The organism is Roseomonas sp. TF40 (assembly GCF_057219975.1).
Genome location: NZ_JBXVVR010000001.1, coordinates 357,833 through 379,045, shown reverse-complemented (window position 1 = coordinate 379,045; position 21,213 = coordinate 357,833). Strand labels below are relative to the sequence as shown.

Here is a 21,213-nt window from a genome sequence, read left to right as displayed (position 1 = left end):
GACTTTCATCGGAACAACGCCGGCACGGGCCGGGCGACGGGGCCGCGGGGGAAGTCGCGGTGGTTGCGCACCGCGCCATGCTCGCGCACCGCCGCGACCAGGGCCGGGTCGAGGGTCGCGAAGACCCAGCCCGGCGCATCCATCGCCCCGGCGGCGACCACGCCATCCTCGGGGAAGCCGCGATCGGGCGGGCCATAGACCGCCGCCTGGCCGTGATTGTCGTCCAGCGCTGCGGACCAGGGCGCGACGCCGACCGTGGGGGTGACGGCGACGAAGCACTGGTTCTCCAGCGCCCGCGCCTGGGCGCCGATGCGCACCCGCGCGAAGCCGCGTGGCGTGTCGGTGCAGGAGGGGGCGAGGATCAGCCAGGCGCCCATCTCCACCTGCGCGCGGACGTATTTCGGGAATTCCACGTCGTAGCAGATGGAGATTCCGATCCGCCCCCAGGGCGTGTCGAAGACCTGCGGCGGCTCGCCCGGGCTCACGCCCCAGCGCTCGGCCTCGAAACGGGTCATCAGCCGCTTGTGCTGGAAGGCCATGCGGCCATCCGGGGCGATCAGCGGCGCGACATTCACCACCTGCTCGCCGTGGCGTATCGGCAGGCTGCCGGGCAGCAGCCAGAGGCCCGCGCGCATCGCCGCCGTGCGCATCGCGGCCAGGATGGCATCGGCCTCGGCGACCATGGCGGCGAGTTCCGCGGCCTCGTCCGGCGCCGTCACGCCGGCCAGCGCGGCGCCGAGTTCGACGCAGGCATATTCGGGCAGCACGCAGAGATCGGCGCGGCCGCGTGCCTGGTCGAGCCAATGGTCGAGCTTGGCGCCGAAGGCCGCGACATCGGCCACCCGCGTCACCGGCCAGGCGAGCAGGCCGAGGCGCAGCGGCGTCACAGGCGGCGGGTCCAGAAGACGAGGTCGTGGTCGCTCTCGGCCGTGGCGCCGATCACCTTCCAGCGGAAGCGCACGACCAGTTCGGGCCGCTTCACGTAGCCGCGGGCCTGCCAGAAGCTGTCGAGCGGGCGGTGGCCGGCGGGCCGGCGCGGGTCGGCCTCCTCGCGGATCACGGCGCAGAAGGCGGCCTCGGGCAGGCCCAGCGCGCGGGCATGGGCTTCGCGCGCGTCGAAGAAGCGATGCCCCGCGCCCTGGCCGCGGAACTCGGGCAGCAGCACCGATTCGCCGAAATAGCAGAACCGCGCGGGGTCGAGCCCGGCCGCCGAGAAGCAGGCGCGCACCTCGGGCTGGGCCTGCTCCATCGGCGCGCAGGTGGCCGCGCCCACCACGCGATCCCCCGCGCGGCAGACCACGATGGCCGCACCGGGCGCGCGGGCGTAGCTGCGCAGATAGGTGTTCTCGTAGGTCACTTCGCCTGCGTAGAGATAGGGCCACTCGCGGAACACCGCGATCCGCAGCGCCGAGAGCGCGGGCAGCAGCGGCTGCAGCGCGGGGCCGGAGAGGGTCTCGAAGGTCAGGTGGACGGGCGCCATGGCCCGATGCATAGGGGGGGCGACGCCGCAACGGAAGGGGCAGGGCTTGGACGCCATCGAGGCTATCGGGATCGTGGCGGGCGTGCTCACCACCTCCGCCTTCATCCCGCAGGCGATCAAGACCTGGCGCACGCGCTCGGCCCGCGATTTCAGCGTGGCCCTGCTGGTGCTGCTGGTGGTGGGGAATTCGCTGTGGCTGACCTATGGGGCGCTGAAGGGCTCCATGGGCCTCGTCGCCGCCAACATCGTCACGGTGCCGCTGACGATGTTCATCCTGCTGGTGAAGCTCCGGCGCGGCTGAACCCGCGCCGGAGGGTCGCCGCCTCAGGCGATGCCGCGCACCGCCTCGTCGCGGGTGGCGTACATCGCCAGGATCTTGTCGAAGCCGCTGATCTCCAGCACCTCGCGCACCGGGGCCTGGGGGCTCGCGATGGCGAAGGCGCCGCCGCCGGCCTTGGCTTGCTTGGCCGCCTTCAGCAGCACCCGCAGCCCGGCGGAGGAGACGTAGTGCACCTCACCGAGGTCGCACACGACCTTGGCCGCGCCGTCGAGCAGCCCGATCAGCTTGGCCTCGGCCGCCGGCGCCGTGGCGGTGTCCAGGCGGCCCTTGAGGGCGGCCACCGTCACGCCGCCGCTGGTGGTCTCGGTGATATCCATGAAGCGCGTCCTGTTCTTCGAAAATGCGTTGGCTGCGGCTTACGCCATCGGCGCCGGGCGCCGTGTCTATACCATAGGCGCGAAGCGCGCGATCTGGGCGTAGATCTCCCGGATCGCATCGGCCAGGGAGCGGTTGAGTTCCTCAAGGTCGGCGACCTGGTCGATCCGGGCCTGCACGCGGTCCAGTTCCTGGCCCGAGAGCAGCAGCGGGAACAGCCCCGCGGCGCGGCACAGGCCGATCAGCAGGGAATCGCGCGGGTCCGGGATCTCGTCCTTGAACAGCACGCCCATGATGCGCGCCTTCACCTCACGCTCCTCCTTGTCGGAGATCTGCGGGTAGCGGCGCTCAGGGAAGACCCAGAGGAAGCGGCCCTCGACGCGCTTGAGCACGCCCTTCTGCACGAGGCGCTCGAACAGCTCCTCCCGGTAGGCGTCGGCATCGGCGGCGAGGCGCTCGATCCAGAAGCGGCTGTCGCTGATCTCGGCCGCGGCGACGATCTGCGCCAGCGCGCGGTCCTGCAGCGCATCGCCGGTGGGGGAGGGATCCACCACGTAGAGCCGCTTGGGATCGGTATCGATGCGCCCGTGCAGCGCCAGTTCGGCGATCACCGCACCGGCCACGGCGTAGTCGCCCGAGGGCGCCGCGCGCTCCTGCAGGCGACCGCTCTTGTCATCGAGCATGAGGAGGAGGATTTCCTCCGGCATTGTCAGCGGCATGGCGTGATCCGATCCCTCCGGCGATTGTCCGGCCTGCGTGCAGGGAAGCGCGCGGCCGCGGGCAAGTCAACGCGCGACCGGGGGCGCGGCTCAGTGGGGCGTCAGCAGCGCGTCGCGCTCGGCGGCGGCGCGCAGGAAGGCGTCCAGCCCCTCACGCACCACCTTCGGCTCCAGGTCGCGCAACACGAAGACCAGGCGCGAGCGGCGCGGCGTGCCTTCGGGCCATGCGGCGAGGCGGCGCGGCGGGTGGAAGACCTGCTGCACGCCATGCACAACGACCGGCTGCGTCTCTCCCTTCAGGTCGAGCAGCCCCTTCACGCGCAGCACCGAGGCGCCGCGCGTCATCGCCAGCATCTCGAGCCAGGTGGCCAACCCGTCCCAGGAGAGGGGTTCGGTGAATTCCAGGCAGAGCGCCTGGATGGCGCTGCCATGCCGGTTCGGGTCGTGCCCGTGATCGTGGTGCTGGTGATGATCGTGGTGATGTTCGTGACCGTGGTGGTGCGGGTGGTGGTCATGGTGATGGTGAGGCTCGGGGGCAGGCGCAGCGGCGCCGATCCAGGCCGCGACATCGGGGGCCTTCGCCGCCGCATCATAGGGGCCGAGTTCGAGCAGCGTCGCCGCCGGCACCGCGCCCTCCCGCGCGGGGATCACCCGCGCCACCGGGTTCAGCGCCGCCAGCCGCGCCCGCAGCGCCGCCACGGCCTCCGGCCGGGCGAGGTCGGTCTTGGTGAGCAGGATCAGGTCGGCCACCGCCGCCTGGCGCAGCGCCTCCGGCTGGGTGTCGAGCGTCGCCGCGCCGTTCACGGCGTCCACAAGCGTCACCACCCCATCCAGCCGGAAGCGCCGCAGCAGGCCGGGATGGCCCATCAGCGTCTGCAGGATGGGCGCTGGATCCGCGAGGCCCGTGGTCTCGATCACCACCCGGGCGATGGGCTGCCCGGCCTGCACGCGTTCCCACAACCCGTCCAGCGCCACCGCGAGGTCGCCACGCACCGTGCAGCACAGGCAGCCGGCGTTGAGCAGCACCGTCTCCCCCTCCAACCGCTCGACCAGCAGGTGATCCAGGCCGATCTCGCCGAACTCGTTGATCAGCACGGCGGTGTTGGCCATCTCGGGCTGGCCGAGCAGGGCGTTGAGCAGCGTGGTCTTGCCGGCGCCGAGGAAGCCCGTGAGCAGGGTGACGGGGATGGCCGTGCTCATGCGCCGTACAGCGCCTTCGGGTCGGCGACAGGCTCGGCCAGCGATTCCACCCGATCGCCGCGCAGCGCCCAGGAGAAGCAGGAGCGCCGCCCCGTGTGGCAGGCCACCCCCGTCTGGTCCACCAGCGCCAGCACCGCATCGCCATCGCAATCGAGCCGCAGATCCACCAGGCGCTGCACCTGGCCCGAGGTCTCCCCCTTGCGCCACAGCGCGTTGCGGGAGCGCGACCAGTAGGTGACGCGCCCGGTCGCGAGCGTCTCCTCGACCGCCGCGCGGTTCATCCAGGCGAGCATCAGCACCTCGCCGGTGTCGTGCTGCTGGGCCACGCAGGCGATGAGGCCCTGCGAATCGAAGCGGAGGGCATCAAGCAGCGCGGCGCTTGCGGCGGGGGAGGGTGTCTCGGACATGGCGTTATAGTATATCAATCGGCGACACGGTCCAACCGGACCGCGAGGGGGCAGGCACGATGGGCGAGGCGATGCGGGACAGCGGTTTGGACGCGGCCCTGGCGCGGGCCGAAGCGAGCTGCATGGCGCGCGGGGCGCAGCTCACGCCGCTGCGCCGGCAGGTGCTGGGCCTGATCCTGGCGGCGCGCCAGCCGGTGGGCGCCTATGCGCTGCTCGACCAACTGCGCGCAACGCGCGCCGGGGCGGCACCGCCCACCGTCTACCGGGCGCTCGACTTCCTGCTGGATCAGGGGCTGATCCACCGGCTCGAGCGGCTGAACGCTTTCGTCGCCTGCGGCCACCAGCATGCGGCGCATGAACACGCCCATGACCACCAGCACCAGTTCCTGATCTGCCGTGACTGCGGCGCCACCACGGAGATCTGCGATTCGGGCGTCACCCGCGCTGTCACCGATGCCGCCGGGCGCAATGGCTTCCGCCTGCTGCGCGCGACCGTGGAGGTGGAGGGGGTCTGCAGCCGCTGCGCGGCTGGCTTCCCGTAATCGTTGCAAAAGAAATTTAGTTTGTTTTAGACATGTTGCAACTTCGTACGGCTCTGTCAGAAATCGCGCATGCAACAATCTGAAAGCAGGGCGGGCTTCGAGGGGGAGGCGCTGGCTCTGCTCAAGGCGATGCGGGACATTGATGCGCGAATCGGCATCAAGAACAGCCGAATCGCCTTCGACGTTGTCCTGCTGTTCTACGAAGCCAGCCTGGGTGAAGCCACGCCCGAATTCTCGGTTGACCAGATGGCGGACCTCACGGGCTACAGCGGTCCCACCATCCGGCTCGTGCTCAAGCGGCTGATCAGCCATGGCCACATCGTCTCGGGCCGCCGCCTGGGCAAGACGCAATTCTACACCCTGACGCCGACGGGGCGGGCGGCCTTCCACCGCTATGTCACCGCCCTCGCGGCTTTTCGCGCTGGCCTGCCGCCACTGGCGTGACCAGCGGCAAGGCGCGGTCTCAGCGCGGCAGGTTGAGGCGAAGCGACTGCTCGAGGTCGGCGATCAGATCCGGCACGGCCTCGAGCCCCACATGCAGCCGCACCGCCTGGCCCGGCGGTGCCGCGGTGACACGGCGCACCAGCATCCCGTTGGTGGGCAGGGCCAGGCTCTCATACCCGCCCCAACTCGCGCCGATGCCGAAGAGCTTGAGGCCATCGACGAAGGCGAAGATCTCGGCCTCGGTGTAGCGCGGCTGGAAGACGATGCCGAAGAGCGAGCAGCCGCCCTCGAAATCGCGCTTCCAGATGTCATGGCCCGGCGCGCCGGGCAGGGCCGGGTGGCGCACCTCCTGGATCTCGGGCCGCGCCGCCAGCCAGGCCGCGACTTCCAGCGAGGCCTCGAACTGCGCCTTGAGGCGCACCGGCATGGTGCGCACGCCGCGCAGCGCCAGCCAGCAATCATCGGGGCTCGCGTAATGGCCCATCGCGGTCGCACCGGCGCGCAGGATCAGGTGATGCGCCTCGGAATTTACGCAGACCGAGCCCAGCAGGATGTCCGAATGCCCGCCGACATATTTCGTCAGCGCCTGGATCGAGACATCGCAGCCATGCCGGAAGGGCTGGAAGGTGTGGATGCCCCAGGTGTTGTCGATCATCGAGACCGCGCCATGCGCCCGCGCCACGGCGGTCAGCGCCGGCACGTCCTGCACCTCGAAGGTGTGGCTGCCGGGGCTCTCCAGGTAGAGGACGCGGGTGTTGGGCGTCCACAGCGCCTCGAGCCCGGCGGCGTCGATGCAGGGGTCGTAGAACACCGTCTCGATGCCCCAGCCCTTCATCAGCCCCTCGGCCAGGTTGCGCGCCGGGCCATAGACGCTGTCGGGCATCAGGCAGCGATCGCCCGCCTTCAGCCAGGCCAGCAGCGGCACGGCGACGGCGGCGAGGCCGGTGCCCACGATGGTCGTGTGGGTGCCGCCCTCGATCTCGCTAATGACGTCCTCGAGCGTCCAGTTCGTCGGCCCGCCCTGGGTGCCATAGGTCATCACCCGGCCGAAGCGGTGCTTCGCATTCTCCCGCCGCGCCTCGCAGGAGGGCGCGAGCACGGTGGAGCCGCGATGCACGGGCGGGTTGACGAAGCCGTGGCTGCGCACCGGCGCGCGGCCCGCATGGGACATGCGCGTGGCGAAGCCGTGCTTCGGGCCGGCCGGGTTGTGGTCGTCTGGCATTACGTGGCGCTCGTCTGCTTGATGGTTTGCTTGGTGGTCTCTGGCCTTCCGGCCCATTCGGTCCAGGAGCCGTCATAGACGGCGGGTTCCGGCAGCCCGGCGCGCAGCGCGCCGAGCGTCAGCACGCAGGCCGTCACCCCCGTGCCACAGGAGGTGACGAGGGGGCGCGATCCATCCGCGCCCGCTTCCGCGAACAGCCGCGCCAGTTCGGTCGGCCCCTTCATCGTGCCGTCGGGGTTGAGCAGCGTCAGGAAGGGCAGGCTCGCCGCGCCGGGCATGTGGCCGGAGGGCAGGCCGGGCCGGGGTTCGGGCGCGGTACCGTCGAAGCGGCCCTTGGCCCGGGCATCGAGCACCAGCGCGGAGCCATCGCGGCTGATCCGCTTCACATCGCCGATGCCCGCGAGCCGCCGGGCGATCAGGTCCGGCACGAATTCGGCCGCGGCGATGGCACCGGGCGCGCCCGATTCCAGCGCGCGTCCCTCGGCCTTCCATTTCGGCAGCCCGCCGTCGAGCACGGCCGCCTTCTCATGCCCGAAGAGCCGCAGCAGCCACCAGCCGCGCGGCGAGGAATGCAGCCCCTTCTGGTCGTAGAGCACCACGCGATGCGCGTTGGAGACGCCGAGTGCCCCCATCACCTTGGCGAAGCGCCCGGCGGTCGGGACCATGTGGGGCAGGGTGGTGTCCTGGTCCGCGGCCTCGTCGATGTCGAGGAAACGCGCGCCGGGGATGCGCGCCTTCCCGAATTCCGCCTTTCCGTCCAGCGGCTCGTTCGGCAGGTATTTCGTGACGTCGAGCACGACGAGGTCGGGCTTGCCGAGTTCGCCCGCCAGCCACTCGGTGGAGACGAGAAGATCCATCGCGCGCTTACTCCGCCAGGATGAAGTGGATGCGCCGGTTCTGCCGGCCCTTGCTCTCGATCTTGGTGACCTCGACGCGCCCGATCTCGCCGGTGCTGCGCACATGCGTGCCGCCGCAGGGCTGGAGGTCGATGGGTGCGGCCTCGGGGCCGATGCGCACCAGCCGGATCCGCCCCGCCCCGCGCGGCGGCTGGACGGAGAGCGTGCGCACCATCTCGGGCTTCGCGTCCAGCTCGGCCTCGGTGATCCAGCCCGAGCCGGTCTCGTGATCCGCGGCGATCAGCGCGTTCAGCTTCTCGGTGAACCAGGCGGCGGTGGGCGGCTCGGGCAGGTCGAAATCGAGGCGCGACTTGTCGGCGCCGATCTGGTTGCCGGTGGCATAGATGCCGGGCAGCAGGCTGCAGAGCAGGTGCATGGTGGTGTGCATGCGCATGTGCCGGTGCCGCCGCGCCCAGTCGATCGTGACGGTCACGCTCTCCCCCACCGCGGGCGGCGTGGCGCCGGGGGCGAGGGCGTGCAGGATCACGCCCGCCTCGCCCTTGATCGCCTCCGCCACCACCGCGCTGCCGCCCGCCCAGGCCAGGGCGCCGCTGTCGCCGGGCTGGCCGCCCGAGCGCGCATACATCACGGTCCGGTCGAGCACGACGCCGCGCTCCTCCACCGCCAGCACGCGCGCGGTGCAGTCCTTCAGGTAGCTGTCTTCGGCGAAAAGCGCTTCGGTGGTCATGCCCTGGTCCATTCTGCGCGCAGCCTGGCGCGGTTCACTTGCAGCCACAGCAGCGCGAGCGCGGCCGGGGCGTTCTGGATGACGTTGTCGGCCACCATGGCGAAGGCCGCCTCGGCCGTCACCACGCGAAGCCGTGTTTCCTCATGCTCGGTGGCAAGGCCATGGGTGGCCGCGCCGGTATCGGGCAGGTCCACCTGCGCGCACCAGGAATGGATCACCTCGTCGCACCCACCCTGCATCAGCATGTGCCGCCCGATCGGCGCCATGGCGCGGGCGGCAAGGCCGGTTTCCTCGGCCAGTTCGCGCCGCCCGGCGGCCTCGGGGTCCTCATGCGCCTCGAGCAGCCCGGCGGGGCATTCGGTCATCACCGGGGGCAGGCCGGCGGCGAGCGCGGGCAGGCGGAACTGCTCGATCAGGGCGATGCGGTCGGTCACCGGATCGTAAGGCAGGATCAGCACGCCGCGGCCGCGCCGCCACAGCTCCCAGGTCAGGGTGCCCGACGGCGTGCCATCGAAGCGCGCATGGCGGAAGACCACGCGCTGCAGGGCGAAGCGCTGGCCCCAGACCACCTCATCGGCGTCGATCTCGAGACCGGGGAAGGCAGGGATGGGGGGGGCCTTGGGATGCCGAGGGGGAGGGGAAGGCGGGCTGGCGCTCATGGGCCGGCGACCCTACGCTCGGGAAAACGCCAGGTCCATGACCCCACCATCCCTCGCTTCTTCACCGGCCACGCGCGCCCGCGCCATCCTGATGCTGCTGGGCGCCGCGGGCACCTTCACCCTGGCGGCCGCGGCGGTGAAGGCGCTGGCGGGGGCGCTGCCGATCGCGCAGGTGATCCTGTTCCGCAACCTCTTCGCCCTGCCGCTGCTGTTCCTGCTGCTCACCCAGGTGGGCGGGATCCGCAGCCTGAAGCCGCGCGTGCCCTGGCGCTTCCATGCCGAGCGCGTCTTCTGGGGCATGGGCGGCATGGTCGGCGCCTTCTACGGCTACACGCATCTGCCCCTCGCCACCGCCACGGCGCTGGGCTTCACCATGCCGCTGTTCCTGACCGCGCTCTCCGTGGTGGTGCTGCGGGAGCGCGTGGGCTGGCGCCGCTGGTCGGCGGTGGCGGTGGGGTTCGGCGGCGTGCTGGTCATCGTGCGGCCCTTCGGCGGCGAATCGCTCGATCCGCTGGCGGTGGGCCTCGTGCTCTACGGCGCGCTGGCCTGGGCGCTGGCGATGATGGCGATCCGGCGCATGGGCGCGGCCGGGGAGAGCGGCGTGTCCATCGTCATCTGGTTCGCCATCGGCAGCGCCACCGCCTCGGCCCTCTTCGCCCTGCCGGTCTGGGTCTGGCCGGATACGCGGCAATGGCTGCTGCTGCTGGCGATCGGCGCCGTCTCGGCCCTGGCGCAATTGCTGATGACCGAGGCCTATCGCCGGGCGGAGACCACGCTGCTCGCCCCCTTCGAGTATTCCGGCCTGGTCTGGACCGCGCTGCTCGGCATCGCGATCTGGGCGGAATGGCCCGACCAGTGGGACCTGGTCGGCTTCGCGGTGCTGGTGGCGGCGGGGCTGTTCATCTGGTGGCGGGAGGCCCGGCTGGGCGTGAAGCGGTAGCTGCCCTTTCTTGCAGGCAGGGGTGGTTCGCACCTATCGTCCCTGGCTGCGGTCTGCCGCGCGGCTCGGCCGCGCCCCGCCCCCTGTCGAGGTTTCCCTGATTTGAGCGCCCCCCTGCACCCCGACGCGCCGCATCACCTGCCCGGCTTCCTGCCCGGGCCCGAGGGCGGCGACTGGTTGATGGGCGTCACCGGCGTGATCCTGCTCGTCTCCGTGATCGCCTTCGGCCTGCTCTTCCTGCGCCTGCACACCCTGCCGGAGCGCATGGCCCATCGCGGCCACAAGCTGCAATTCGAGATCGTGGCCGTGCTCGGGCTGCTCGCGCTGTTCACCCATATCCACCTGTTCTGGATCGCGGGGCTGCTGCTCGCGCTGATCGACATTCCGGACTTCACCTCGCCGCTGCGGCGCATGGCGGGCTCGGCCGAGCGTGTTGCGGGCCTGCCGCCCGGGGGCGGCGATACGGTGGCCGAGGCGCCGCCGCGCGCGCAGGATCACTGATCCATGCTCGAGATCATCCTCTGCTCGCTGGTCACGATCCTCCCCGACTACCTCTTCCGCCGCTATGGGCAGGGCAAGCGCTGGGGGCATGAGATCACGCTCTTCTCGGTGTGGTTCGAACTGCGCTGGGGCATCGTCACCTGCCTGCTGCTGGCGATCAGCCTGATCACGGTGGTCTTCTACTTCCATCCCAGCAGCACCTCCGTCACCTCGGTGTTCCGCTCGGTGCCGATCCTGCCGCAGACCTCGGGCCGCGTGGCCGAGATCTTCGTGCGCGGCAGCGAGGCGGTGGACGCCAATGAGCCGCTGTTCCGGCTCGAGGACAGCAGCCAACGCACGGCTGTGGAGGCGGCGCGCCGCGCCGTCTCGCAGATCGAGGCGGCGCTGCTGGGCGCGCGCGCCGACCTTGCCGCCGCCGAGGCGCGCATCCTGGAGGCCGAGGGCAACCTCCGTCAGACCACGGATGAACTCGCCACCAAGCAGGAACTCGCGCGGCGCGGCAACGACATCGTCGCCCGGCGCGAGATCGAGCGCCTGCAGGTCACGGTGCAGACCCGCCGCGCCAGCGTGCTCGCCGCCCAGGCGGCGCGCGATGCGGTGGCGGCGCGCATCTCCGACCAGTTGCCCGCCGACCGTGCCAGCGCGCTGGCCGCGCTGGACCAGGCGCAGGCGGAGCTGGACAAGACCGTGGTGCGCGCCGGCGTCGCCGGCCGCGTGGAGCAGTTCCTGCTACAGGTCGGCGATGTGGTGAATCCGATGATGCGCCCCGCCGGCGTGCTGGTGCCCGACACATTGGGCGTGCGCGCGCGTTCCCTCGTCGCCGGCTTCGGGCAGGTCGAGGCGCAGGTGATGCGCGTGGGCATGGTGGCGGAGGCGACCTGCGCCTCCCAGCCCTGGACCATCATCCCGATGGTGGTGACCCAGGTGCAGGGCTTCATCGCCGGCGGGCAGATCCGCAGCGGCGACCAGCTGGTCGATGCGCGGAGCCTGCGCGCGGGTGGCACGGTGCTGGTGGTGCTGGAACCGCTCTATGCCGGCGGGCTCGATGGCGTGCTGCCGGGCAGCAGCTGCATCGCCAATGCCTACAGCTCGAACCATGAGGAGATCGCCGATCCGCGCACGGGCACGCTGCGCGCCATCGGCCTGCATGCGGTGGATGCGCTGGGGATGGTGCATGCCATCCTGCTGCGCATCCAGGCCTTGCTGCTGCCCTTCAAGGCCCTCGTCTTCTCGGGCCATTGAGCGGCGGGGCGCGCGCCCCGCGACTTCAGGCCCGGTGGACGCTGGCGCCTTCCTTGATCGTTTCCACCACCTTCAGCTCCGCCAGCTTCTCCGGATCGACGGTCATCGGGTTGTCGGACAGCACCACGAAATCGGCGAGCTTGCCGACCTCGATGGAGCCCTTGCTCGCTTCCTCGAAATGCTGGTGCGCGGACCAGATCGTCATCGCCTTCAGCGCCATGCCCACCGGCACGCGATGCCGCGGGCCGATGATGTCGCCCGAGCGCGAGCGGCGCGTGACCGTCGCACTCAGCACGCGCATGGAATCCGGCCGCGCCACCGGCGCGTCATGGTGCGAGGTGAACATCATCCCCCGGCTCATCAGCCAGCCGGTCGGCGAGATGTTCTCCGCCCGCTCAGGCCCCAGCACGGAATCGCGATGCCAGTCGCCCCAGTAGAAGGTGTGCATGGGGAACAGGGCGGGGAAGATGCCGAGTTCGCGCACCGGGTCCAGCTGGTCCTCGCGCAGCGTCTGGCCATGGATCAGCACGGGGCGGCGGTCCCCGGGGCCGTGCCGGCGCGTCGCCTCCCGCGCGGCGGCGATCATCAGGTCGATCGCGGCATCGCCATTGGCATGCGCCAGGATCTGCCAGTTGCGTTCCCAGCAGCGCGCGAAGGCCTCGATCGTCGCCTCGGTCGGCGCGGTCTGCAGCCCCCGGTAATCTGCCGCGGCGCCGTCGGGCGGCACATGGTAGGGGCGCGTCAGCCAGGCCGTCTTGCCCTGCGGCGAGCCATCGAGCGAGATCTTGGCGCCGCCGATGCGCAGCCGGTTGCGATAGGTCGGCCCGTGCAGCGCGCCGCCAAGCTGGTCCGCCGCGCCGAGGATGTCGGGATAGGCCACGACATCGATCGGCAGCAGCCCGCGATTCGCCGCCTGGGTCAGCTGCGCGAGGGCAGGGCCCATGGCGCGGCCCTCCTGGGCGGTGGTGTAGCCGAAGGAGGCGTAGAACTCCGACCCCGCCTTGATCATGCTGAGCCAGGCGGCCTCGTCCAGCCGGGCGAGCAGCGGCCCGGCGATCGCGAGCATCGCATTCTCTTCCATCACGCCATTGGGCTCGCGCGATCCGTCGCGCCGGCGGAAAACGCCGCCCACCGGATCGGGGGTGGCCGCAGTGATGCCCGCTACCTCAAGCGCCTTGGAATTCGCCGCCGCGAGATGGCTCGAGGTATGGATGATCAGCACTGGCAGGTCGGTCGAGACCTGGTCGAGATCCTCGCGCGTCGGGTGGCGGCCTTCGCGCAGCTGGCTGTCATCGTAGCCGAAGCCGAAGATCAGGTTGTAGCGCCGTGCGGCGGCCTCGTTGCGCTGCACCCATGCGCGCAGGATGCGGATGACGGCGGGGATGTCGTTGGCCTCGCCATCCGGGGCGGGGAGCATGTTCGCCCCCACCGCCTGCAGCCCGACCATCACCACATGCCCGTGCGGGTCGACGAAGCCCGGCAGCATCGTGCGGCCTTCGAGGTTCACCATCCGCGTCCCCGGCCCGCGTGTCGCTTCCACCTGCGCGCGCGACCCCACGGCGAGGATCCGCCCACCGCGCACCGCGACCGCCTCCGCCGTGGGCTGGGCGTCGTTGACGGTGACGATGGGCCCGCCGCTGTAGATCAGGTCGGCCGCGCCGGAGGGGGCGGGCGGCGTCTGCGCCTCGGCACAGCGGAACAGGCTGCCGAAGCCCACCGCGCCGGCGCCGACTGCCAGCCGGCCCATGCCGCCCAGCACGCCCCGGCGGGATGCCGTCGGTGACGATTGCAGGACGCCGCCGAAGGGGCTGCAGGCAATGCACATGACGGTTCTCCCGCTGCCGCGCCCCGTTCGACACGAGGCGCCATGCTGGCACGCCCGGGCGGGGTTTGTCGCGCCCTTCCTGCGCCGGGGATTCGCTTCTATCAGCAGGGAATATGGAGGAACGCAGCATGCCCCGTCTCGACCTTCCGCCCGAGGACCAGATGACCGAGGCCCAGAAGGCGGCGGTGGCGGAGGTGGTCTCGGGCCTGCGCGGGCGCGTGCCGGCGCCGATGATCGCCTGGCTGCTCAACCCCGAACTCGCCACGCGCGGGCAGAAGCTGGGCGAGTTGCTGCGCTACCAGACCACGCTGGAGCCGCGCCTCTCCGAACTCGCCATCCTGGTCTGCGCGCGGCACTGGACCTCGCACCATGAGTGGACTGCGCATAAGCGGGAGGGGCTGAAGGCCGGCATGGACCCCGCGGTGGTGGCCGCCATCGCGGCGCGCATCCCGCCCAAGCTGCGCGATGCGCGCGAGCAGGCGGTCTATGACGTCTCCCGCACCCTGCTCGCCTCCGGGCGCGTGCCCGCGCCGCTCTACGCCCAGGGCGTGGCCGCGCTGGGTGAGCGCGGGATGGTCGAGCTGGTGGGGATCCTCGGCTATTACTGCCTGGTCGCGCTGACGCTGAACACCTTCGAGCTCGGCCTGCCCGGCAGCATCGCCCCCGAGTTGAACGACCCGGAGTTCCCGGCGTGACCCGGCGATTCATCGACAAGGTCGTCATCGTCACCGGCGCCGGTTCGGTCGGCCCCGGCTGGGGCAATGGGCGCGCCGCGGCGGTGGGCTTCGCGCGGGAGGGCGCGCAGGTGCTGGGCGTCGATCGCAACGCCGCCGCCATGGAGGAGACCGCCGCGCGCATCGCCGAGGATGGCGGGCGCTTCACCCCCATCGCCTGCGACGTGACCGACAGCGCCGCGCTGCGCGACATGGTCGCGGATGGCGTCGCGCGCTTCGGGCGGATCGATGTGCTGGTCAACAATGTCGGCGGCTCGGCCGCCGGCGGGCCGGTGGAGATGAGCGAGGAGGTCTGGGATTCGCAGGTCGATCTCAACCTCAAAAGCGTGTTCCTCGCCTGCAAGCATGTGCTGCCGGTGATGGAGGCCGGCGGGGGCGGGGCGATCGTGAACCTCGCCTCCACCTCGGGCATCCGCTTCACCGGGGCGGCGCAGATCGCCTATGCGGCCTGCAAGGCGGGGGTGATCCAGTTCTCGCGCGTGCTCGCCGTGCAATATGCGGCGCGCGGCATCAGGGTGAACACGGTGGTGCCGGGGCAGATGCACACGCCGATGGTCGAGGCGCGGCTGGCTGGCCAGCGCGCCGGCGGCGATGTGGAGGCGCTGCTGCGCCAGCGGCTTGCGCGCATTCCGATGGGCTTCGCGGGCGATGGGCGGGATACGGCGAATGCCGTGCTGTTTCTGGCCTCGGCCGAGGCGCGCTTCATCACCGGCACCGAGCTTGTGGTCGATGGCGGCATGTCGGTGCGCTGCGGGTAATCATCATGGCTGCACGAAGGTTTCACCTTCGTGCCCCTTAGGCGCCGGGCGGGCCGCATCCGCGGCCTTTGGCTTCGCGGCATAAGCCGCGGCGCCCATTCGGGCGCTCGCTCGCCTTCGGCGAGCGCAGGCCCTGATTGTTGGTAGAGGGCACTACTTCTGGTTGGCGTCGCGCTCGGCGAGGAAACGCGCGAAGGCGGCCAGGGCCTTCTCGCTCGCATGGTGTTCCAGCCCCTCGGCATCGGCCTCCGCCGTCTCGGGGTCGAGCCCCAGGGCGAGCAGGAAGCGCACCAGCAATTCATGCCGGGCGCGCGACGCCGCGGCCATGGCCCGGCCGGCTTCGGTCAGGAACAGGCCGCGATAGGGCTTGGTCTCCACCAGCCCGTCCCGCTGCAGGCGGGTCACGGTGGCGGCGACGGTGGCCTGCGCCACGCCCATGCGCCGCGCGATGTCCACGGCGCGGGCCTCGCCTTCCTCCTGCAGCAGGTCGGCGATGAGTTCGACATAGTCCTCGGCGATCGCCGTGCGGTCGGCCTCGCGCTGCTGCGCGAAGCGGGCCGCCTGGTCTTCGGGCGAGGGCAGGGGTCGGGGGGCGGCACGCGGCATGGGGGGAGCCTACCTGAAATCGCGGCTGCCGGGCAGTGCCGCCTTCGGTGCCCGGTTGCCCGGATCGGGCCGGCGCACCTCATCGGCCCGGCCGATGGCGCGCTCGGCCCAGGCGCTGTCCGCCGCACCCTCTTCCAGCAGCCCGTCCAGCAGGTCCGAGCGGTCCGTGAGGTGGCGGACGATCAGATGCGTGATCGGCACCTCGGCATGTTCCACCACGCGCTCCACCCGGCCTTCCGCCAGCAAGAGCCGCCCGCCGATCAGCGCCGCCCGGCAGCGCTGCGCGACATCCGGATAGACCACGAGGTTGCCCACGCCGTGCTCGTCCTCGACGGTCAGGAAGACCACGCCCTTGGCCGTGCCCGGCCGCTGGCGCATCAGCACCAGCCCGGCGAGGCGGAGCGTCCGGCCCTGTCGGACCTCCCGCAATGCGCGCGTATCGGCCTGGCCGAGGGCCGTGAGGCGCCCGCGCAGCAAGGCCAGGGGGTGCTGGCGCAGCGTCAGGCCCAGCGTGCGGTAATCCTCCACCACCTGCTCTCCCGCCGCGAGGGGCGCGAGGGCGGGCGGGGGCTCGGCCATCAGGGGCGGCTCATCGGCCAGCGGGTCCGGCACCTGGGCGAAGAGCGGCAGGTCGTGCGGCGCGCCCGCCATGCCGCGCGCCGCCCAGGCGGCCTCGCGCCGCTTCAGGCCGAGCGGCGCGAAGGCATCCGCCGCCGCCAGCGCATCCAGCGCGCGCCGCCCGGCCCCGGCGCGGCGCACCAGATCCTCCACCGAATCGAAGGGCGCGCCGTTGCGCGCCTCCCGCACGGCGAGGATGCGCGCGGCCTCCTCGGCCGGCAGCCCCGTGACCAGGCGCAGGCCGAGCCGCAAGGCCAAGCCGTTGGCGCTGGCGATCTCGGGCTCCAGCGTGCAGTCCCAGTCGCTGGCATTCACATTGACGGGGCGGATCGCGACCCCATGCTCGCGCGCATCGCGCACGATCTGCGCCGGCGCGTAGAAGCCCATGGGCTGGCTGTTGAGCAGCGCGCAGGCGAAGACGCCCGGGTAGTGGCATTTGATCCAGCTCGACGCATAGACCAGATGCGCGAAGCTGGCGGCGTGGCTCTCGGGGAAGCCGTAGCTGCCGAAGCCCTCGATCTGCTTGAAGACGCGCTCGGCGAAGTCGCGGTCATAGCCGCGCCGGACCATGCCCGAGACCAGCTTCTCCTGGTATTGCAGCACCTTGCCATGCGCCTTGAAGGTGGCCATGGCGCGGCGCAGCTGGTCGGCCTCATCGGGGGTGAAGCCGGCGGCGACGATGGCGATGCGCATCGCCTGTTCCTGGAAGAGCGGCACGCCGAGCGTCTTGCCGAGCACCTGGCGCAGTTCGTCCGGGGGGCCGAATTCGGGGGCGGGGGCGGGGTATTCCTCCCGCTCCTGGCCCGATTTCCGGCGCAGATAGGGGTGCACCATGTCGCCCGCGATGGGCCCCGGGCGCACGATCGCGACCTCGATCACCAGGTCGTAGAAGGTCGAGGGGCGCAGGCGCGGCAGCATGTTCATCTGCGCCCGGCTCTCCACCTGGAACACGCCCACGGAATCGGCGCGGCGCAGCATGGCGTAGGTCTCTGGGCATTCCTTGGGCAGGCTGGCGAGGTCGAGATCGCGCCGTGCATGGCCGCGCAGCAGATCGAAGCCGCGCCGCAGGCAGGAGAGCATGCCCAGCCCCAGCACATCGACCTTGAGGATGCCCAGCGCGTCGATGTCGTCCTTGTCCCATTCGAGGATGGTGCGCTCCTCCATCGCCGCGCGCGTCACCACGGCGAGTTCCACCAGCGGCCCGCGCGTGATGACGAAGCCGCCCACATGCGTCGCGCCATGGCGGGGGAAGTCGATGAGCTCCTGCGCGAGGTCGAGCGTGAGGCCCAGGCGCGGATCGGTGATGTCGAAGCCCTCCTGCGCGGCCAGTTCGGGCAGGTCGAGGATCCGCCCCGGCCCCCAGCTCGCCTTGGCGAGGCGCGCGGTGATGTCCGCGCTCAGCCCCATGGCGCGGCCCACCTCGCGGATCGCGCTGCGGGCGCGGTAGCGGATGACGGTGGCGCAGATCGCCGCCCGGTCGCGGCCATAACGCTGGTAGAGGTGCTGGATCACCTCCTCGCGCCGTTCATGCTCGAAATCGATGTCGATGTCGGGCGGTTCACCGCGGCTGGCGGAAATGAACCGCTCGAAGAGCAGGTCATGCTGCGCCGGATCGACGGCGGTGACACCCAGCACGTAGCACACGGCCGAATTCGCCGCCGAGCCGCGACCCTGGCAGAGGATGGGCTTCGGCTGCTCGCGCGCGAAGCGCACGATCTCATGCACCGTGAGGAAATAGGGCGCGTAGCCGAGCTGCTCGATCAATCGCAGCTCATGCGCCACGCGCGCGCGCACCGCTTCCGAGGCGCCGCCGGGCCAGCGGGTCTCGAGGGCGGCGGCGCAGCGCGCCTCCAGCGTCTGCTGCGCCGTGCGGCCCTCTTCCAGCAGTTCGTCGGGGTATTCGTAGCGCAGCTGATCCAGCGTGAAGCCTGAGGTGGCCTCCAGCACGCGGAGCGTGTTGGCGAGGGCCTCGGGGTGGCGGGCGAAGAGCCGCGCCATGACCTCGGGCGATTTCAGGTGGCGCTCGGCGTTGGGCTCGGCCGCCTCGCCCAGCGTCTCGACGGTGCAGCCGAGGCGGATGGCGCTGAGCACATCGGCCAGGGGCCGGCGCGCTTGGTGGTGGTAGCGCACATCGCCGAAGGCCAGCAGCGGCAGGCCGCTCGACGCCAGCAGGTCGAGCCGCGCCTGGTCGTCGCCGGCCATCGGGCAATCGGCGGCGAGCAGCAGCGGCAGGGCGAGCCGGCCCCGCAGCGCGCGCGCCGTGGCGCGCAGCCCCGTGGCGAAGTCGGCCTTGGGCCGGGGGGGCGGGAGGGCCGCCAGCACCCAGCCCTGCGCGGCCTGCTCCATGGCATTCCGGGTGATGGTGCAGGCGCCGGCCTCGGCCTGCATCCGCCCCTCGGAGAGCAGGCGCGTGAGCCGCCCATAGCTGGCGCGATCCGTGGGCCAGGCGAGCCATGCGCTGCCATCGGTGAGGCGCAGCCGGCAGCCGACGCGAAAGGGCAGGCCCGCCTGCTTCGCCGCCACATGCCCGCGCACCACGCCGGCAAGGCTGTTGACGTCGCAGATCCCAAGCCCGGCGAGGCCGAGTTTCCGGGCGCGCTCCACCAGCTCATGCGGGTGGGAGGCGCCGTCGAGGAAGGTGAAGTTGGAGAGCGCCGCCAACTCCGCATAGCCGGTCATCTTACGCGCCCGAAGGCAAAGCCTTCGTGCCCCTCAAACGCCGGGCGGGCCGCATCCGCGGCCCTTGGCTTCGCCGCACAAGCCGTGGCGGCCATTCGGCCGCTCGGCCCTGCGGGCCGCCAGTCCGACCTTCGGAAATGCTTTTCACGGCAGATGCCCATGCAGGTGCCAGGCCTGGCCGTCGCGGTAGATCCACAGCCGCGTGCCGCAGGGCAGCGCCACCTGGTGGTAGTCGCGCGCGGCCGGGAGCGGCGGGGGCTGCCACCATTCGGGCGCGATTCGGCGCGGCCCCTGGCTGGCGCGCAGGCGCTGCGCCGCCCCGCGCCAGCGCAGCAGCGCCGGCGGGCCATCCGGCACGGCGGCCACCACCTCGATCGGGCGAGGCCGGCGCAGCAGCAGCACCGGCGCGTCATGCGTCACCCAGCCGGGCGGGGCGGCCGGCACGGGGTCATGCGGGCCGAGGGGGGCCACCATCCGCTCGGGCCAATGGCTCGGCCGCGGCGCGGCGCGGCGCACGCGCACCCTTTGGCGCAGCCGGTCGAGCAGCTGCGCCAGGCCGGGCGCATCCTCCGCGGCCAGGCGCCCCATCACCGCGAGGCTCGCCTGCTGGCCGCTGGCCATGCTCTCGCTCACGCGGGCCTCCAGCGCCAGGCGTTCGAAGCCCAGGCCGGGTTCCAGCGCCTCCAGCCGGTCGCGGAAGAGCAGGCGCAGATGCGCGGGCGCGCGGCTCGGCTGGCCGGTGGCGATGGTGACTTCCTGCACCGCGCCATCGACGCGCCAGGCCCGCAGCGCGACCTCCCGCGCCCCGCGCCCGGCGGCGCGCAGCTTCGCGCAGAGGGCCTCGAGCAGCCGGTCCAGCACGGCATCGATGCCCGCGCGGGTGATCAGCGGTTCCAGCACGTCGCGGCTGACGCTGAGTTCGGCCGGGGGGGCGAGGGGGCGGAAGGGCGCGCGGCGCTGGCCTGTGAGGGCATCGAGCCGATCCAGCAGCGCCGGGCCGAAGCGCCGGGCGAGGGACCCGCGCGGCAGGGCCAGCAGGTCGCGCACCCGCCGCAGGCCGAGCCGCGCGAGGTCCTCGACCTGCGCGGGGTCCAGGCGCAGCGCCGGGCCGAGCGGCAGGGGGGCGAGGGCCTCGGTGCTCTCCTCCGCCGCGATCACGGGGGCATCGGCGCGGCAGCGGGCGAGGGCGGCGGCGGCGGCGGCGTGCCCGGCCACGGCGCCGCGCGCGGCGATCCCGGCGCGGGCCAATCGGGCCAGGGCTTCGGCGAGCAAGGCGGCCTCACTGCCCCAGGGATGCGCGCAGCCGGTGATATCTAGCAGCAGGCCATCGGGCGGGTCGGGCGCGGTCAGCGGGCTGTAGCGCTGCGCCCAGAGGGCGAGGGCCTGCAGCGCGCGGGCCTCGCCCGCCGGGTCGGCCGGGTGCAGCACCAGCTGGGGCAGGATGGCCTGCGCATCGGCCAGCGCCTGGCCGGGCCTGAGCCCCGAAGCGGCCGCGGCCGCATCGACGGCCACCAGCACCCGGCGCTGGCGCGGCGCGGCCCAGGTGGCGAGCGGGCCCTCGACAGGCCCGCCCCTTGGCCCTGCACGCCGGATCAGGTCGGTGCCCCATGCGGACAAATGCAGGGCGAGGAAGCGCGGGGTCATCCCACCTGTCCCAGCGCCGGGGCCTCCGTCTCCAGGTCGAGCCGTTCCTCGGCGGCGCGCCAGGTCACGGCCCAGGGACCGGCGGGCTTGCCAGCCTTGGCGCGCAGCAATTCCAGCCGCCAGGACGGGTCCGCGAAACTCGCCGCCCCCTGCAGCCCGGTGACGCGCCAGCGCGTGGCGGCGGCGCTGGGCTCGCCATGCTCCAGCGCCGGGCGCAGCAGCAGGCCAAGCCCGCCACCCGTCTCGGCCGCCAGTTGCAGCCGGCGCGTGGTGGTCAGGTCGAGCCGTGCGGCCTCGCCCAGCGCCAGCAGCGCGCCGCTCACGGCCGGGCAGCGCAGCGATTCCTCCATGGCCCAGAGCGCGTCCTCGGCCCGCGCCGCGCGCACCAGGATGAGGTTGGCGGGCGAGAGCCCGTGCCGCGCGAGGCCGGGCGGCCAAGGGGAGGCTGTTTCCTCCCCCGTCGCGATCCACAGCACGCTGCCGCCGCTGCGCCCGAGCAGCACGGCGCAGAACCCCGCCCCCGCGCCGGGCGAGGCCGCCTGGACCTCATGCAGCGCGCCCCGCGCCAGCCCGCCGCCGGGCAGGTCCAGCGCGTCGCAGATCGGGATGGCCGGCGCGGCGCCGGCGCGCGCCGCCCCTTCCAGCCGGGCCATCCGCGCGCGCAGCGCGGCCAGCATGGCGGTGCGGTCGAGCGCCGGTTCAGGGGGGGTAAAGGGCTCGTTCTGCATCCCCCGCAAGATAGGCGAGGTCAGAG

The 21,213-nt window shown here is 72.1% G+C and carries 23 protein-coding genes; 8 read left to right on the top strand and 15 right to left on the bottom strand.

Annotated elements, in window-relative coordinates; genetic code table 11:
• Window positions 1–5: 5 nt before the first annotated feature.
• Together AC2D9U_RS01595 and AC2D9U_RS01590 are read right to left on the bottom strand one after the other, a co-directional pair.
• Window positions 6–887 (bottom strand): carbon-nitrogen hydrolase family protein, encoded by an 882-nt coding sequence (locus AC2D9U_RS01595; protein ID WP_484745754.1) that lies wholly within the window; start codon window positions 885–887, stop codon window positions 6–8.
• Window positions 884–1,480, bottom strand: a complete 597-nt coding sequence (locus AC2D9U_RS01590; RefSeq protein ID WP_484745752.1) for a GNAT family N-acetyltransferase — start codon at window positions 1,478–1,480, stop codon at window positions 884–886. Before AC2D9U_RS01590 ends, AC2D9U_RS01595 begins: the two co-directional genes overlap by 4 nt.
• A gap of 46 nt (window positions 1,481–1,526) precedes the next feature.
• Between AC2D9U_RS01590 and AC2D9U_RS01585 the strand changes: the two genes are divergently transcribed.
• Window positions 1,527–1,781: a SemiSWEET family sugar transporter gene (locus AC2D9U_RS01585; RefSeq protein ID WP_484745750.1), complete on the top strand. Its 255-nt coding sequence runs from the start codon at window positions 1,527–1,529 to the stop codon at window positions 1,779–1,781.
• 23 nt (window positions 1,782–1,804) lie between these two features.
• Here AC2D9U_RS01585 and AC2D9U_RS01580 read toward each other — a convergent pair whose 3' ends face one another.
• The 4 genes from AC2D9U_RS01580 to hisI all read right to left on the bottom strand — a co-directional run bounded on the left by AC2D9U_RS01580 (window position 1,805) and on the right by hisI (window position 4,461).
• Window positions 1,805–2,137 (bottom strand): STAS domain-containing protein, encoded by a 333-nt coding sequence (locus AC2D9U_RS01580; protein ID WP_484745749.1) that lies wholly within the window; start codon window positions 2,135–2,137, stop codon window positions 1,805–1,807.
• A 66-nt stretch (window positions 2,138–2,203) separates the two neighbouring features.
• Complete coding sequence (locus AC2D9U_RS01575) at window positions 2,204–2,842, bottom strand: GOLPH3/VPS74 family protein (RefSeq protein WP_484747313.1); 639 nt, start codon at window positions 2,840–2,842, stop codon at window positions 2,204–2,206.
• A gap of 102 nt (window positions 2,843–2,944) precedes the next feature.
• Complete coding sequence (locus AC2D9U_RS01570) at window positions 2,945–4,054, bottom strand: CobW family GTP-binding protein (protein WP_484745747.1); 1,110 nt, start codon at window positions 4,052–4,054, stop codon at window positions 2,945–2,947.
• On the bottom strand, window positions 4,051–4,461 hold the full coding sequence (gene hisI / locus AC2D9U_RS01565; protein ID WP_484745746.1) for a phosphoribosyl-AMP cyclohydrolase: 411 nt from the start codon (window positions 4,459–4,461) through the stop codon (window positions 4,051–4,053). Before hisI ends, AC2D9U_RS01570 begins: the two co-directional genes overlap by 4 nt.
• Window positions 4,462–4,547: 86 nt before the next feature.
• On the opposite strand from hisI, the gene AC2D9U_RS01560 reads away from it, so the two are divergent.
• Both AC2D9U_RS01560 and AC2D9U_RS01555 read left to right on the top strand, forming a co-directional pair.
• The gene (locus AC2D9U_RS01560) at window positions 4,548–5,003 is read left to right on the top strand and encodes a Fur family transcriptional regulator (RefSeq protein WP_484745745.1); all 456 of its coding nucleotides are present in this window, start codon (window positions 4,548–4,550) and stop codon (window positions 5,001–5,003) included.
• 69 nt (window positions 5,004–5,072) lie between these two features.
• Entirely contained in the window at window positions 5,073–5,447 is a 375-nt protein-coding gene (locus tag AC2D9U_RS01555) for a hypothetical protein (RefSeq protein ID WP_484745744.1), read from the top strand.
• Window positions 5,448–5,466: 19 nt separating this feature from the next.
• On the opposite strand, the gene metC is transcribed toward AC2D9U_RS01555, so the two are convergent.
• The 4 genes from metC to AC2D9U_RS01535 are packed head-to-tail and all read right to left on the bottom strand — an operon-like array spanning window position 5,467 to window position 8,912.
• The gene (metC, locus tag AC2D9U_RS01550; protein WP_484745742.1) at window positions 5,467–6,669 is read right to left on the bottom strand and encodes a cystathionine beta-lyase; all 1,203 of its coding nucleotides are present in this window, start codon (window positions 6,667–6,669) and stop codon (window positions 5,467–5,469) included.
• Window positions 6,669–7,526 (bottom strand): sulfurtransferase, encoded by an 858-nt coding sequence (locus AC2D9U_RS01545; protein ID WP_484745740.1) that lies wholly within the window; start codon window positions 7,524–7,526, stop codon window positions 6,669–6,671. Before AC2D9U_RS01545 ends, metC begins: the two co-directional genes overlap by 1 nt.
• A gap of 7 nt (window positions 7,527–7,533) precedes the next feature.
• Window positions 7,534–8,253, bottom strand: coding sequence for an alanyl-tRNA editing protein (locus AC2D9U_RS01540; protein WP_484745738.1), 720 nt, complete (start codon window positions 8,251–8,253; stop codon window positions 7,534–7,536).
• On the bottom strand, window positions 8,250–8,912 hold the full coding sequence (locus AC2D9U_RS01535) for an NUDIX domain-containing protein (protein WP_484745736.1): 663 nt from the start codon (window positions 8,910–8,912) through the stop codon (window positions 8,250–8,252). The genes AC2D9U_RS01540 and AC2D9U_RS01535 overlap by 4 nt, the downstream gene beginning before the upstream one ends.
• 37 nt (window positions 8,913–8,949) lie before the next feature.
• Here AC2D9U_RS01535 and AC2D9U_RS01530 point away from each other — a divergent pair, with 37 nt between their 5' ends.
• The 3 genes from AC2D9U_RS01530 (at window position 8,950) to AC2D9U_RS01520 (ending at window position 11,595) form a co-directional block, all read left to right on the top strand.
• Window positions 8,950–9,852, top strand: a complete 903-nt coding sequence (locus AC2D9U_RS01530; RefSeq protein WP_484745735.1) for a DMT family transporter — start codon at window positions 8,950–8,952, stop codon at window positions 9,850–9,852.
• 102 nt (window positions 9,853–9,954) lie between these two features.
• Complete coding sequence (locus AC2D9U_RS01525) at window positions 9,955–10,353, top strand: hypothetical protein (protein WP_484745733.1); 399 nt, start codon at window positions 9,955–9,957, stop codon at window positions 10,351–10,353.
• A gap of 3 nt (window positions 10,354–10,356) precedes the next feature.
• Window positions 10,357–11,595, top strand: a complete 1,239-nt coding sequence (locus AC2D9U_RS01520) for an HlyD family secretion protein (RefSeq protein ID WP_484745731.1) — start codon at window positions 10,357–10,359, stop codon at window positions 11,593–11,595.
• Window positions 11,596–11,620: 25 nt separating this feature from the next.
• Here AC2D9U_RS01520 and AC2D9U_RS01515 read toward each other — a convergent pair whose 3' ends face one another.
• Window positions 11,621–13,420 carry an amidohydrolase gene (locus tag AC2D9U_RS01515; protein ID WP_484745729.1) on the bottom strand — a complete coding sequence of 600 codons (1,800 nt, stop codon included), beginning with the start codon at window positions 13,418–13,420 and terminating at the stop codon, window positions 11,621–11,623.
• A 128-nt stretch (window positions 13,421–13,548) separates the two neighbouring features.
• On the opposite strand from AC2D9U_RS01515, the gene AC2D9U_RS01510 reads away from it, so the two are divergent.
• The gene (locus AC2D9U_RS01510; protein ID WP_484745727.1) at window positions 13,549–14,115 is read left to right on the top strand and encodes a carboxymuconolactone decarboxylase family protein; all 567 of its coding nucleotides are present in this window, start codon (window positions 13,549–13,551) and stop codon (window positions 14,113–14,115) included.
• The gene (locus AC2D9U_RS01505; protein ID WP_484745725.1) at window positions 14,112–14,912 is read left to right on the top strand and encodes an SDR family NAD(P)-dependent oxidoreductase; all 801 of its coding nucleotides are present in this window, start codon (window positions 14,112–14,114) and stop codon (window positions 14,910–14,912) included. The genes AC2D9U_RS01510 and AC2D9U_RS01505 overlap by 4 nt, the downstream gene beginning before the upstream one ends.
• A 153-nt stretch (window positions 14,913–15,065) precedes the next feature.
• Here the strand turns inward: AC2D9U_RS01505 and mntR are convergent, their stop codons facing one another.
• The 4 genes from mntR to AC2D9U_RS01485 form a co-directional block, all read right to left on the bottom strand.
• Complete coding sequence (mntR, locus tag AC2D9U_RS01500; protein ID WP_484745723.1) at window positions 15,066–15,518, bottom strand: manganese-binding transcriptional regulator MntR; 453 nt, start codon at window positions 15,516–15,518, stop codon at window positions 15,066–15,068.
• Between the two features lie 9 nt (window positions 15,519–15,527).
• The gene (locus AC2D9U_RS01495; RefSeq protein ID WP_484745722.1) at window positions 15,528–18,815 is read right to left on the bottom strand and encodes an error-prone DNA polymerase; all 3,288 of its coding nucleotides are present in this window, start codon (window positions 18,813–18,815) and stop codon (window positions 15,528–15,530) included.
• 144 nt (window positions 18,816–18,959) lie between these two features.
• Window positions 18,960–20,459: a Y-family DNA polymerase gene (locus AC2D9U_RS01490; RefSeq protein ID WP_484745720.1), complete on the bottom strand. Its 1,500-nt coding sequence runs from the start codon at window positions 20,457–20,459 to the stop codon at window positions 18,960–18,962.
• The gene (locus AC2D9U_RS01485; protein ID WP_484745718.1) at window positions 20,456–21,187 is read right to left on the bottom strand and encodes an ImuA family protein; all 732 of its coding nucleotides are present in this window, start codon (window positions 21,185–21,187) and stop codon (window positions 20,456–20,458) included. Before AC2D9U_RS01485 ends, AC2D9U_RS01490 begins: the two co-directional genes overlap by 4 nt.
• Window positions 21,188–21,213: the final 26 nt, after the last annotated feature.

Excerpts from the sequence above, each read along its gene's own strand:
- AC2D9U_RS01590 (WP_484745752.1), bottom strand. The coding sequence starts at position 1,480 with ATGGCGCCCGTCCACCTGACCTTCGAGACCCTCTCCGGCCCCGCGCTG.
- AC2D9U_RS01580 (WP_484745749.1), bottom strand. The coding sequence starts at position 2,137 with ATGGATATCACCGAGACCACCAGCGGCGGCGTGACGGTGGCCGCCCTC.
- AC2D9U_RS01575 (WP_484747313.1), bottom strand. The coding sequence starts at position 2,842 with ATGCCGGAGGAAATCCTCCTCCTCATGCTCGATGACAAGAGCGGTCGC.
- AC2D9U_RS01570 (WP_484745747.1), bottom strand. The coding sequence starts at position 4,054 with ATGAGCACGGCCATCCCCGTCACCCTGCTCACGGGCTTCCTCGGCGCC.
- hisI (WP_484745746.1), bottom strand. The coding sequence starts at position 4,461 with ATGTCCGAGACACCCTCCCCCGCCGCAAGCGCCGCGCTGCTTGATGCC.
- AC2D9U_RS01555 (WP_484745744.1), top strand. The coding sequence starts at position 5,073 with ATGCAACAATCTGAAAGCAGGGCGGGCTTCGAGGGGGAGGCGCTGGCT.
- metC (WP_484745742.1), bottom strand. The coding sequence starts at position 6,669 with ATGCCAGACGACCACAACCCGGCCGGCCCGAAGCACGGCTTCGCCACG.
- AC2D9U_RS01545 (WP_484745740.1), bottom strand. The coding sequence starts at position 7,526 with ATGGATCTTCTCGTCTCCACCGAGTGGCTGGCGGGCGAACTCGGCAAG.
- AC2D9U_RS01540 (WP_484745738.1), bottom strand. The coding sequence starts at position 8,253 with ATGACCACCGAAGCGCTTTTCGCCGAAGACAGCTACCTGAAGGACTGC.
- AC2D9U_RS01535 (WP_484745736.1), bottom strand. The coding sequence starts at position 8,912 with ATGAGCGCCAGCCCGCCTTCCCCTCCCCCTCGGCATCCCAAGGCCCCC.
- AC2D9U_RS01530 (WP_484745735.1), top strand. The coding sequence starts at position 8,950 with ATGACCCCACCATCCCTCGCTTCTTCACCGGCCACGCGCGCCCGCGCC.
- AC2D9U_RS01520 (WP_484745731.1), top strand. The coding sequence starts at position 10,357 with ATGCTCGAGATCATCCTCTGCTCGCTGGTCACGATCCTCCCCGACTAC.
- AC2D9U_RS01515 (WP_484745729.1), bottom strand. The coding sequence starts at position 13,420 with ATGTGCATTGCCTGCAGCCCCTTCGGCGGCGTCCTGCAATCGTCACCG.
- AC2D9U_RS01510 (WP_484745727.1), top strand. The coding sequence starts at position 13,549 with ATGCCCCGTCTCGACCTTCCGCCCGAGGACCAGATGACCGAGGCCCAG.
- mntR (WP_484745723.1), bottom strand. The coding sequence starts at position 15,518 with ATGCCGCGTGCCGCCCCCCGACCCCTGCCCTCGCCCGAAGACCAGGCG.
- AC2D9U_RS01495 (WP_484745722.1), bottom strand. The coding sequence starts at position 18,815 with ATGACCGGCTATGCGGAGTTGGCGGCGCTCTCCAACTTCACCTTCCTC.
- AC2D9U_RS01490 (WP_484745720.1), bottom strand. The coding sequence starts at position 20,459 with ATGACCCCGCGCTTCCTCGCCCTGCATTTGTCCGCATGGGGCACCGAC.
- AC2D9U_RS01485 (WP_484745718.1), bottom strand. The coding sequence starts at position 21,187 with ATGCAGAACGAGCCCTTTACCCCCCCTGAACCGGCGCTCGACCGCACC.